This window comes from Candidatus Xiphinematobacter sp., from assembly GCA_016766635.1.
GTDB lineage: Bacteria > Verrucomicrobiota > Verrucomicrobiia > Chthoniobacterales > Xiphinematobacteraceae > Xiphinematobacter.
The window spans coordinates 333,409-345,520 of record CP068473.1 but is presented as its reverse complement, the minus strand read 5'-3'; the positions used below and the strand labels follow the sequence as shown (position 1 = coordinate 345,520).

8 protein-coding genes are annotated in these 12,112 nt (G+C 47.7%); 5 read left to right on the top strand and 3 right to left on the bottom strand.

Features of this window, described 5'->3' with window-relative positions; genetic code table 11:
- The first annotated feature begins 23 nt into the window (after window positions 1-23).
- The 3 genes from JMM79_01500 to JMM79_01490 all read left to right on the top strand — a co-directional run bounded on the left by JMM79_01500 (window position 24) and on the right by JMM79_01490 (window position 7,431).
- Complete coding sequence (locus JMM79_01500; protein QQY08626.1) at window positions 24-1,094, top strand: efflux RND transporter periplasmic adaptor subunit; 1,071 nt, start codon at window positions 24-26, stop codon at window positions 1,092-1,094.
- 66 nt (window positions 1,095-1,160) lie between these two features.
- Complete coding sequence (locus JMM79_01495; protein ID QQY08625.1) at window positions 1,161-4,277, top strand: efflux RND transporter permease subunit; 3,117 nt, start codon at window positions 1,161-1,163, stop codon at window positions 4,275-4,277.
- Between the two features lie 16 nt (window positions 4,278-4,293).
- Window positions 4,294-7,431 (top strand): efflux RND transporter permease subunit, encoded by a 3,138-nt coding sequence (locus JMM79_01490; protein ID QQY08624.1) that lies wholly within the window; start codon window positions 4,294-4,296, stop codon window positions 7,429-7,431.
- On the opposite strand, the gene lipB is transcribed toward JMM79_01490, so the two are convergent.
- Genes lipB through JMM79_01475 form a run of 3 tightly spaced genes read right to left on the bottom strand, consistent with a single transcriptional unit; the run spans window position 7,394 to window position 9,491 of the window.
- A complete protein-coding gene (gene lipB / locus JMM79_01485; GenBank protein ID QQY08623.1) occupies window positions 7,394-8,032 on the bottom strand; it encodes a lipoyl(octanoyl) transferase LipB in 639 nt (212 codons plus the stop codon). The two genes, JMM79_01490 and lipB, sit on opposite strands and share 38 nt — an antisense overlap.
- Before the next feature lie 13 nt (window positions 8,033-8,045).
- Entirely contained in the window at window positions 8,046-8,549 is a 504-nt protein-coding gene (ruvC, locus tag JMM79_01480) for a crossover junction endodeoxyribonuclease RuvC (GenBank protein QQY08622.1), read from the bottom strand.
- Window positions 8,550-8,555: 6 nt separating this feature from the next.
- Window positions 8,556-9,491 carry a glycosyltransferase family 9 protein gene (locus tag JMM79_01475; protein ID QQY08621.1) on the bottom strand — a complete coding sequence of 312 codons (936 nt, stop codon included), beginning with the start codon at window positions 9,489-9,491 and terminating at the stop codon, window positions 8,556-8,558.
- A 722-nt stretch (window positions 9,492-10,213) separates the two neighbouring features.
- On the opposite strand from JMM79_01475, the gene JMM79_01470 reads away from it, so the two are divergent.
- Entirely contained in the window at window positions 10,214-10,687 is a 474-nt protein-coding gene (locus tag JMM79_01470; protein QQY08620.1) for a transcriptional repressor, read from the top strand.
- 7 nt (window positions 10,688-10,694) lie between these two features.
- Complete coding sequence (gene argH, locus JMM79_01465) at window positions 10,695-12,068, top strand: argininosuccinate lyase (GenBank protein ID QQY08741.1); 1,374 nt, start codon at window positions 10,695-10,697, stop codon at window positions 12,066-12,068.
- Window positions 12,069-12,112 lie beyond the last annotated feature (44 nt).

Genomic DNA, 12,112 nt, shown 5'->3' with positions numbered 1-12,112 from the left:
GAACCGTAACCATATGGGGAGTGATGGCTCATCGTCACCAGACTCGGGCGCTCCCCCGCTCCATCAAAGAAGAGGTTGTTCCGGTCACGTTGGTGGCTGCTAGAACAAGGGATTTTCCAATTTACCTCGATGGGCTTGGAACTGTTCAAGCCTATCGCTCAGTACAGGTTAGAGCACGTGTGTCTGGACAGATCCGAGAGATCTGTTTTCGAGAAGGACAGGTGGTCAGAGAGGGAGACGTAATAGCTACAATTAACCCACGACTCTATCAGACCAGACATGACCAGGCTCTCGCTAGAAAACTCCAAACCCAGGCTCAACTGGAGAGCGCGCGTATTACTCTCGCACGCCAACAACGACTTTTGGAGAAAGCAGTCCTCGATCAGCACTCTTATGATACACAGAAATGCCTGGTAGCGCAGCTGGAAGCAGCGGTACGAGCAGATGAAGCCTATCTGGACAATCAAAGGATGCAACTTGAGTGGACTAAGGTTACGGCCCCTATTGCTGGACGAACTGGAATCAGAAAAGTGGATGCCGGCAATCTGGTTATAGGCAGTAGCATCATTGTAACCATTAATCAAATTGCACCGATTTATGTCTCCTTCGCACTCCCACAGCGCTACCTAGGGCAAATCCTCCAACCATTCACTCAGGGAAAGCAATTGCTGGTTCTCGTATTAGATCAAAATAATCAAACTGTTTTGAACAGAGGTAAACTAGTAGTGCTTGACAATCAGATTAACCCATCTACTGCAACTTTTCAGTTGAAGGCGGCTTGTAAGAATACGAACTCCCAGCTCTGGCCCGGCCAGTTTGTAAATGTTCGTCTTTTGCTGAAGACACTCCCAAAATCGGTAGTGGTTCCAACGGAGGTCGTGCAACTAGGCCCTCATGGCTCGTATGTATATGTGGTAGGGCAGGAAAAAAGGGCAATAATGCGTTCAGTAGTTACTGGACCTGTAGAGTCTGGGTATACATTAATTCAGTCAGGTCTAGGTGTGGGGGAAAATGTGGTTATAGAGGGGCAGTACCGTCTCCAGCACAATTCCCACGTTGCAGCTTACCTTTCTTCCAAGGAGAGCAGCCAGTAATTCTCTCTGAGCGGTCAGGATAAGAGTCGGTGCGCCGACCTCCAGGGGTTAGAGAGCCGAGAACTTATGAAGAGTATTTCAGAGCCATTTATTAAACGCCCTGTCACCACTTCCCTGCTTATGATAGCGATTTCCCTCGCAGGTCTGCTCAGTTATCGACTGCTTCCAGTTTCTGCATTGCCATCGGTAGATTTCCCGACAATTCAGGTGGTGTCCAGATATCCTGGAGCAGATGCCCAGGTGATGGCCTCGTTGGTAACAGCCCCACTGGAAAGGCAGTTAGGGCAAATTAGTGGAGTGGCTTCTATGAGATCCGCCAGCGCTATGGGTATTACTGTGATCACACTACAGTTTGTCTTGGGAAAGGATATGGACCAATCCGCTCAAGATGTGCAGACAGCCATCAGTGTGGCCAGTAGTGTCCTGCCTAAGGACTTGCCGCATCCCCCCATCTACCACAAGGTGAACCCAGCGGATATGCCCATTCTGACCCTCGCCATTACCTCGGATAATTTGCCCTTGGTGAGGGTTAACGATTGCGTGGATTCCATCCTAGCACAGAGACTCAGCGAGGTCTCTGGAGTTGGACTAGTAACTATCCAAGGCAACCAAAAACCAGCAGTACGAGTTCAACTAAACCCCTCCACTCTCGCTGCGAAAGGAATTAGTTTAGAGGAGGTACGCAAGATGATTATAAGAGCCAACGCTAATTCCCCAAAGGGGAGCCTTGAGGGGGTCCGACAATCATTAACCATAGGAGCTAACGACCAAATTCGAAATGCCAGTGAGCTTGCTAAAGTGCTTCTGTCCCATCAAGGCGGGGTACCTGTATGTTTGCAAGATGTGGCAACTCTGGAAGATGGGGTCGAAAATTCCTTGGCACGGGCTTGGATCGCTAGCTACCAGCAGCCATACCAGCAGGCTGTCCTCCTGGATATTCAAAGGCAGCCGAATGCCAACATCATTCGCACAGCCAATCGGGTCAAATCTATCCTCCCGCAGATTACTCGTGTTTTACCAGCCGGGATGCATCTTTCTGTTTTTTCGGACCGCACTGAAACAATTCGGGCGTCTATGCAGGATGTACAATTTACTCTCCTACTGACAGTTTCTTTGGTCATACTGGTGCTTGTGCTCTTTCTAAGGAAATTGGGCACTGCATTCATCCCTACTGTGACTTTGCCAATTTCCATGTTAGGGACCTTCGTCCTACTCTATTTTTCCGGATTTAGCTTGGACAGCCTTTCCTTAATGGCGCTGACCATTTCAGCCGGCTTTATAGTAGACGATGCTGTCGTGGTAACTGAAAATGTCGTCCGCCACATGGAGCAGGGGGAGTCTCCTCTATCGGCTGCTCTAAAGGGAACCCAACAAATCGGTTTTACGGTCATTTCACTTAGCATTTCGCTCATAGCAGTGTTTATTCCCCTGTTGTTCATGCCCGGAGTAATTGGGCGTCTCCTCAGGGAATTCTCCATTACGCTGAGCTGTGCCGTTGCAATCTCTGCTCTAGTATCCCTGACTTTAACCCCCATGATGTGTTCCAAGGTACTGGACGCATCAGATATGCACTCGAAGGAAGAGGCATCAAGGATTCAATATTACTTCAACTTTTTTTCCAGCTGGCTCCTTCAGCTCTATCGTCATTCTCTGAGCTGGACATTGAAGCATCAGCGGATGACCATTGTGGTCACGGTAGTCACTACCATTACTACGGTGATCTTGCTTTCGATGATTCCGAAGGGGTTTTTGCCACTGCAAGACACCGGGCTGCTTCTCGGTGTAACGGATGCCTCTCAGGATATTTCCTTCGGTAGGATGATGGAGCTACAAAAACGCATTTCGCAACAACTCTCTCAAGACCCCGGGGTACTCAGGGTAGCAGCCTTTGTTGGTGCTGGTACAGCTAATCTTACGCAAAATATAGGGAGATTCTATATTGTGCTAAAACCTCGCAAAGAGCGTGCAAGTGCGCAAGAAATCATGCTTCGCCTCTCAAGAACTGTCCAGCGAGTGCCAAATATCCGCCTACATCTGCAGGCAGTACAGGATTTACAGATAGATACACACACTAGCCGAACACAGTTCCAATATACACTAGAAGATGTACACTCCAGCACCCTTCAAGAATGGGTACCCAAACTACTCAACAAGTTGAAGGCTGAGCCCAGTCTTATCGATATAGCCACTGACCAACAACGCCTCGGACTCCAACTCCACGTTGCGATTGATCGCACGACTGCCTCTCGGCTCAGTATCCCCGTCCAGACCATCGGTAACACACTTTATGATGCGTTTGGACAACGCCAAGTATCAGTAATCTATACTGACCTCAATCAATATCGCATTGTCATGGAAAACGAGGAAGGTTTTCGAAACTCACCACGGGTATTGGAAAAACTCCACATAAGTTCCACCATGGATGGGAGGCTAGTCCCCCTAGGATCTCTCGTACGAGCAAATACCCAACCGGCTCCTATAATGATCTCCCATTATAGACAATTTCCGTCGGCAACAATTTCCTTTAACCTACGTCCCGGTTTCTCCCTTGGGGGGGCTATACGTTCTATTGAACGGGTGCAAGCATCTATGGGCATGCCAAAGAGCATCCAGACTCATTTCGTGGGGAGCGTTGCAGAATTCCACTCTACCCTCAAAAAAGAATTCTTTCTTGTCCTCTCGGCCCTTGCGACAGTCTATATCGTGCTGGGCATACTCTACGAGAGCTATTTCCATCCAATTACCATATTGTCTACACTGCCTAGCGCTGGGGTAGGAGCCACACTTGCTCTTCTACTCTGCGGACTAGAGCTTTCTCTAGTTGCCCTTGTCGGCATTATTCTCCTAATCGGTATCGTAAAAAAGAACGCAATCATGATGATTGATTTTGCTCTGGATGCAAGGCGGGAGAAGCATCTTTCGGCAAGAGATGCAATTTATCAGGCCTCTCTCCTACGATTCCGACCCATCATGATGACGACAGCTACCACATTGTTAGGAGCCATACCAATGGCTTTAGGGTCCGGGTTAGGATCTGAGCTGTACAGGCCACTAGGGGTAGTAATTACTGGTGGATTGCTGCTTTCTCAGCTTGTGACTCTCTACACCACACCGGTGGTGTATCTCTATCTTGATAGATTGGAGCAATGTATAAAGCAGTGGAGGAAGAGAGTGGCTACTTAGTAGCCTTGCCGGCGACATGAGCCTCGTAAAGTTCCTTGTTGAACATCCTCGCGGCGTCTCCCTGCTAGTAGCGGGAATGTTCCTCCTAGGAACGTCGGCATACTGCCTTTTTCTACCAATTTCCCCATTGCCCAACGTAGACCTTCCAACTATTAACATCTCCTCTTCCCTGCCGGGAGCTGGCCCTGAAACAATTGCTCTATCCCTAGCGGCTCCCCTAGAAAAACGCCTGGGACAGATTACGGGACTACAGAGAATGACTTCCTCTAGCACTTTAGGTGGTTCCTTCATTACGCTCCAGTTCGACTTGAATAGGAGCATTGATGGTGCCGTAAAGGATATTCAGGAAGCCATTCAAGCAGCAAAAAGTGACCTTCCCCCTGGTGCAACACCGCCCGTGTTTCACAAAATAAACCTTGCCAGCACTCCCATAGGAGTGCTTGCCATGACATCTAATACGTTGCCCATTACTCAAGTATACAAACTGGCAGAGGACATTGTAGCACAGCGCTTAAGTCAGATTATGGGAATTAGTCGAGTTCCGGTTTACGGTGGGGCAAGAGCTGCTATCCACATACAAGCTTATCCGGCTCTGCTTGCCAATATGGGTGTGAGTCTCAACGAACTACAAGACTTTCTTGCTCATTCTAACTCCCTTATTCCTAGGGGCTTTATGTCAGCAGGTAACCAATTCTACAGACTCCATACCGATGATCAGCTTTCTAATGCATTGGAGTACCAATCACTAGTGATTGCCAAAGGAAACGGAACTCCAGTTACGCTCTCCTCAATAGCTCGTATCACTAAAGCGGAGGAAAACGCCCAGCATGGAGGATGGTTTAACGGCAAACGTGCAGTGATCCTACCAATATTTAAGGATCCAAGTGCAAACGCCATTTGCATAATTGAGGAGATCCACAAGATGTTGCCTGCTCTCCGTTCTTGGCTACCTTCTGGGGTACACCTAGAAATCGTTATAGATCGCACGCAAACTATCCGTGAATCCATTTACAATCTCCAATGGACATTAGCTCTGACCATTGCTCTAGTCCTCTTAGTAATATTCCTGTTTCTACGGCAGTGGATGCCCACTATCATAGCAGGGACCGCGATGTCCCTTTCTCTCGCAGTTACTTTCGGAGTGATGGCACTTTGCGGCTTCAGCCTTAATAGTATTTCCCTAATGGCATTAACTATCTCAGTAGGATTTTTAATAGATGATGCTATCGTTCTTATAGAGAATATCATGCGTTACATAGAAGAGGGATACGCTCCTATAGAGGCTGCCCTGCGCAGCACAAGACAAGTAGGGTTTACAGTGGTATCAATGGCCCTTTCAACAATATCTGCCTTGATACCTATTCTGTTTATGGGAGGGATAGCAGGGCGAATTTTTCAGGAATTTTCTATTAGCTTGAGCACGATAATTCTTATCTCAAGTATTGTGTCTTTGATTCTTATACCTACTTTTTGTTCTCGATTCCTACGCAAAAAAACTCTCCACTCACACAACACTTTTATTGTGTGGACGGAGGCCTCATTTTTAAGAGTAGTGACTTGCTACCAAGTAAGTCTAACGTGGGCATTGCAGCATAAGAGATTTGTCCAGGGGCTGCTCTTAATTACCTTAGTAGGTACTCTATTCCTCTACAAAATAGTTCCTAAGGGTTTCTTTCCACAGCAGGATACAGGATTGATGTTTGGTGTAACGGCAAGTTCTAAGAATCTATCTTATCCAGCTCTCCAGTCTAAACAACAGCGGCTGGCGGAAGTTATCCTGGCTGACCCCGCAGTAGCAAGTGTGGTGTCCATCATACATAGGGGAGATGCTTCTCCAAGCAGTAGTTACCTTTACGTTTCCCTCAAGCCGCTCTCGGAACGCAGAGTGCGTGTAGAGAAGGTTATCCATCGTCTTCGGCCAAAGTTAGCCATAGTACAGGGAATGGCACTTCACCTTTTTCCAGCACAGGAACTTCGTATGGGTGGCCGCATTGGCATGGCTCAACATCAGTATGCCCTGCGTTCAGATAGCTCCTCAACTCTGTTAGAATGGGCCCCTCGTTTGCTCAAAAAACTGAGAGAGCACCCAAAACTAGTTGATGTAGAGAGCAGTCAAGAACTTGATAGTGCACAAATAAAGGTCAGCATCAATCATAGCCTTGCCGGGCGCTTGGGCATTCAGTCCGAGCAGGTTAGCGCTACACTACGCAGTGCATTCAGCCAACAGAAGGTGTCCACCATATATTCCAGCACCAATCAGTCCCACGTGATTTTGGGGACAGGCCCGGAATTTTCTGGTAACCCCGATTCTCTCAATAAAATTCACATCAAATCTTCCTCTGGAGACTTAGTGCCCCTAAGCACGATAGCCTCCTTTAAAAGGGAAAGGTCTTTACTTTCAGTCAACCATGAGGATCAATTTGCGGCAGTGATACTTGCTTTTAATCTGAAAGAAGGAGTTTCACTTGGTGAAGCCATAGAGGCAGTGGAGAAGGCATATGGTGAACTCCACATGCCTCTTTCTATTAGGGGGGAATTCGTCGGAAATGCAAAACTTCTCAGAAAGGCTTCCTCATCCCAACTCTTGCTCATTTTAGCTGCGGTTGTGGCAGTCTACATTGTCCTGGGGATATTGTACGAGAGTCTGCTCCACCCGTTAACCATTCTTTCTACATTGCCTACGGCGGGCATTGGAGCACTCCTTGCCCTGCTCCTAGTCGGAATAGAGCTTAGCATTATGGCGATGATTGGTATTATCCTACTAGTTGGAATTGTGAAGAGGAATGCCATCATCATGGTCGATTTTGCCGTAGAGTCCCAAAGGAGACGAGGTCTTAGTGCATATGAAGCGATTTACCAGGCTGCTATAAAACGATTTCGCCCCATTCTTATGACGAATATAACGGCCTTACTTGGAGCTTTGCCGCTTGCAATAGGAAGAGGAAGCGGAGCTGAATTACGCCAGCCGCTCGGGGTCGCCATTGTAGGAGGAATATTAGCATCACAAATACTAACACTTTTCACAACGCCTGTGACTTATCTGACCTTGGAATACCTAAAGGGGGTGTTTTCCGAGCCCGGCGTACCCCTTCTCCAGAGATGCGGGAAATTACTCACTAAAACTGCCCGTTTGGCAAACTCTCCAAAAGGCTAAGAAAGGTAATTCTAGCGACTTCCACAACCTCATACACACCTACCTCTGATCCAATTTCTTGGGAAAGAGAAGTCATGACAACCCCAGAAATCCCACAGGGAACAATGGCTGAAAAGCCAGTCAGTTCCTTGGTAACGTTAAATGCAAATCCATGCATGGAAACCCACTGTCGCACCCCAATACCGATAGAAGCAATTTTCCGATTTTCTACCCAGGCGCCGGTAAAGCCCTTCCTACGCCTCCCGCTCAGTCCATATGCCCTCATGAGGGCAATTAGTACTCTTTCCAAGAAACGGAGGTATCTGTGAAGATCACGCCCCCTAGAAGATAGGTTAAGGATGGGATAGCAAATAAGTTGACCGGGACCGTGATAAGTGGCCTGTCCACCTCGATTGGTGTGGTAGACAGGAAATGGGAGAAGGGCCGGGTCTAAGAGACTTGATTTGTCCCGTATTTTTCCGACGGTAAAGACCGGTTCGTGCTCAAGAAAGAGTAGCCTTTCCTCTCCACAAGAGGAGGTTTTTTCGACCCAGTACTTTTGGAAAAATAAGCTTTCCCTATAGGGAATCCTGCCTAGCCATTCTACAGTAGGTGCGTCCATCTCGCTTAGAGCTTTAGATATTAGGACCTGGTTGCCCGATGAAAAGGGCTGCAGAGCTGGCTTGAAAGTGACAAAGGCCAATAGCAATAGCGTCAGCGGCATCCTTAGATGGTGTCTCCGCTAGCCCAAGTATAGATCTTACCATAAAGGCTACTTGACGTTTTTCTGCAGCTCCATACCCAACAACGGCCTGTTTCACTTTTCTAGGTGCATATTCATGAACAGGAAGCCCTTGCTCTGCAGCAGAGAGGAGTACGGCTCCATGGACCCCCCCCATGCTAATAGCAGTACGGTGATTTTGCACAAAAATAATTGCTTCTACGGCAAGGGAGGCAGGAGAATGCTCTGCAATGAGCTGCACGATATTCTGGTGAATGGAAAGGAGACATCTAGAAAGGCAAAGCGCTGCGGTACTGCGAATAGTTCCAAACCGCAGGCAGTGGACCTCTGTATCTCTACATAGAACTGCATAGCCTGTACTCCGCAAGGAAGGATCCACAGCCAAAATTGTCTCCATACCTTTTTATCCTATCCGCTGTACAAGAGATTGGAAGGTACACTGCACTACCTCAAAGGGGAGGTCCTGCATAGAGGTAGTGTGGGATACAATCGATACAAGGATATTTGCTGGCGCCCATACACTAGGATTTGTAGAGCCGTAGAGGAGGAGACAATGAATACCGGTTGCAGCAGCTATGTGGGAAACTCCACTATCTTGTCCGACGAAGGCACAAGCTTGAGAGAGTACTCCAGCAAGAGTAGGGAGGGGAAGACCGTCTAGGTAATATAGACGCGGAGAGCAAATCTGAAGAGAGAAATACTTAAGCGCCAATTTATCAGCTTCTCCCCCGACACACACCAGATTATAATAGGGAAATTTTTGAAGAACCCATAAAAAGAGTTTTTTCCAGCAAGCGAGCGGCCAGTTTTTGTCCGCTCCACCACTGCCCGGGTGCATCACGAAAAAAGGCGTTCCACATCCCATATTCTTGAGCACATATAAAGCATTTTGTTGGTCCTGATTAGATAAGAAAATCTGAGCTGCCGGGTTCTGTAGGAAGAGAGACAGCTTTTCAAGTGGACGCGCTAGTTGATAGGCAGCATGTGTATCACCGTCGATTTTTGAAGATCCCTGGATGAGACATTGTACTCCGATGCGAAGGAGATTTTCGGAAAAACAAGGATCGTAAATGTAATTGATAACTATCTGAAATCCAGCAAGATACTCACGAAGTGCCTTGCTAAGTTGTGCTCGTGGGGCGAAAAGACCCGACAATGAAGCGCTGTCCAGGCTGCGCGTTGCCCGTGCGTAAAATCGTCCCTCTGCAAGCTGGATGGCGGGATAACAACCTAGAATATCTACCGGTGCTTCTGGAAATGCCATCCGCAGCAACCGGATCGCCGGCAATGTAAGAACAAAATCGCCAATTGCACCACCACGAATCACCAATGTACTCATACTAAGGATGTTATGGTAACTGGTTATGGTTAACCGGTTGCCGGAAGTGGCTTTTTATGCTGAGACACCTTACCCTGGCTGGTCCAGGGAGATACCAACTCCCTCCCAATCTGCTGGGCGATTCCAGGGAATCCGGCTTTCTTCTTTGAAGCTCCCGGCAGGATAAAAATAATCAGCGGTAGTACACCCGGAGGAGAGAAACATTACCGTGAGACCTATCAAGTAGAAGAGGCGACATTTTACCATGGATAGAGTTGATGGACACCACTCCGTCCGCAAGCAGGATGCAGCCTTGCGGATAAGCTGTGTTTCTGATCTCTGCACTCTGACGGAAGAGTAGGAGGTTTAAAGCTTTTTTGTTTTGGCACAGTTCATGGTTTGTTTTGCAACGATAATGAAATGGAACCGACAACGATTCCTGGAGTTGCTCTTACTAGGCTCAACCTACACATCCCCAGGAGACCTCCAAAGGCAAAAAGGGGAGGCTGGCAGCTCTTTTTCTCTCTTTTTTGTGCTACACTGCCGGATTCTTCAATATCTAGGTCTAGAGAATAAGCAGGGTAAATAAAAATGAAAAATAGGCAACTCTAGAAAGTGCTCCGATCTAAAACTAGGAGCGTGGTTTTTTCGTTATGCCCGCTGTTGAGTGGTAGGAAGCTTTTTTGGATCTTTTAAATGTTTTGCCTTCTTGACTACTAGCAATTCGATCTTAGGGTCTTCTCATGAATCTTGAGAATCGCAAGCAGGTTTGTGCCGCAGCTCGCAAGTTTTTAGAGAGCAAAGGGTTGCGCCAAACGTCGCAACGGAATGCTATCATCCGAGCAGCGTTTTCCACCTCCGATCACTTCAGTGCGGAAGGTTTATTGCGAATGGCCAAGGAAATCGACTTCTCTGTGTCCAGAGCCACAGTATATCGCACTCTACCGCTCTTGACGGAAAGCGGACTTCTAAGAGGGTTGGATCTTGGAAATGGAGTTCAATACTACGATCCTAACTTTATAGAGCGTCCCATTCACAACCATCTAATTTGTGTGGATTGCAACAAAATCACCGAGTTTGAGGACATAAATACGGAACTTCTGAAGAACCGTATCTCCCGTAGACTAGGATTTTTTCTAGAAAGTAAGGTGTTACGAATTGAGGGGCATTGCAAGGAATTGCGACTGCGTGGGAATTGTCCAAAACGCCGTGAGTAGGAGTACTATCCGGAAAGGCAGATTTTCGGGGGAGGCGTCCGCGCTTCTTAGGAGTTATACGGAATCTATTTCCTACGACTGGCGGCTGTATCGGCATGACATCCAAGGAAGCCTAGCTCATGCTAAGGCACTAGTTGCAGCAGGCATTTTAGTGGAAGAAGAACGCCTTTTAATCGAAAAAGGATTGCTTGCAATCCAGGCGGAGATAGATCAGAAGAAGTTCACATTCAACGATTCGCTGGAAGATATCCACATGAATATCGAGGTGGAACTGATCCGGCGGATTGGACCCGTTGGGGCCAAGCTACATACGGCACGAAGCCGCAATGACCAGGTAGCCTTGGATCTCCGTTTATACTTGCGAGAGGCCATTATTAAACTGCGTGGACAGTGCGCCAGTCTACAACTTAGCCTTGTAAGCTTTGCTTCCCGCAATTTCAGCGTATGTATCCCAGGCTATACCCATCTCCAGCGGGCACAACCAGTTTTATTGGCCCACCATTTGCTCGCCTATACGGAAATGCTGGCCCGTGATAGGAGTCGTTTGCATGATTGTATGGAAAGGATGGACGAATTGCCTCTGGGTTCTGGTGCCATATCTGGGTCGACCATTGTGCTAGATCGTAAACTGCTCGCCAGGGAACTGGGCTTTTCCCGCATTACTCAAAACAGTATAGATGCTGTTAGTGACAGAGATTTTGCTTGTGAATTTCTTGCTGCGCTGGCCATTTTGGGCATGCATCTCTCTCGACTTAGCGAAGACATAATCTTATGGGTTTCAGAGGAGTTTGGATTTCTTGAGTTGAGTGATCAGCATACTACGGGCTCCAGTTTAATGCCTCAAAAGAAGAATCCTGATGTTGCGGAGCTCACTCGTGGAAAGACGGGTCGTCTTTACGGTAATCTAATCTCGTTGCTTACTGCCCTTAAAGGGTTACCTATGGCTTACAATCGTGACATTCAGGAAGACAAGGAGGCTATATTTGATTCCTTTGATACTGCCAGTACGGCTCTTCCTATCTTTGAAGAGATGCTAAACGCAGCCCGTGTGAGAAAAGATCGGGCAGCTACCGCCGCTGGTGACCCCCTACTGCTTGCAACGGACTTGGCTGATTACCTGGTGTTGAAGGGCCTACCCTTCCGTCAGGCCCACGAAGTGGTTGGGCATATCGTCACAATGGCTTTCCAATTAAGCGTGCCTCTTAGTCAAATATCGCTACAGCAGCTACGCGCTATTTCTCCACTGTTTGAAGCTGATGTGGAGGCTGTTTTTGATCTTCAGCAGGCACTTGCACGCCGAACAGCTATTGGGGCTACCGCTCCTGTGAGTGTCGAGGAACGACTCACTTACTGGAAGAATGCTTTGAAAGAAGGCGCATAGCCTTTTGCAGAATGTATGCTTTTTCTATTCACAACGGGAGGCTA

Excerpts from the sequence above, each read along its gene's own strand:
- JMM79_01500 (QQY08626.1), top strand. The coding sequence starts at position 24 with ATGGCTCATCGTCACCAGACTCGGGCGCTCCCCCGCTCCATCAAAGAA.
- JMM79_01495 (QQY08625.1), top strand. The coding sequence starts at position 1,161 with ATGAAGAGTATTTCAGAGCCATTTATTAAACGCCCTGTCACCACTTCC.
- JMM79_01490 (QQY08624.1), top strand. The coding sequence starts at position 4,294 with ATGAGCCTCGTAAAGTTCCTTGTTGAACATCCTCGCGGCGTCTCCCTG.
- lipB (QQY08623.1), bottom strand. The coding sequence starts at position 8,032 with ATGGACGCACCTACTGTAGAATGGCTAGGCAGGATTCCCTATAGGGAA.
- ruvC (QQY08622.1), bottom strand. The coding sequence starts at position 8,549 with ATGGAGACAATTTTGGCTGTGGATCCTTCCTTGCGGAGTACAGGCTAT.
- JMM79_01475 (QQY08621.1), bottom strand. The coding sequence starts at position 9,491 with ATGAGTACATTGGTGATTCGTGGTGGTGCAATTGGCGATTTTGTTCTT.
- JMM79_01470 (QQY08620.1), top strand. The coding sequence starts at position 10,214 with ATGAATCTTGAGAATCGCAAGCAGGTTTGTGCCGCAGCTCGCAAGTTT.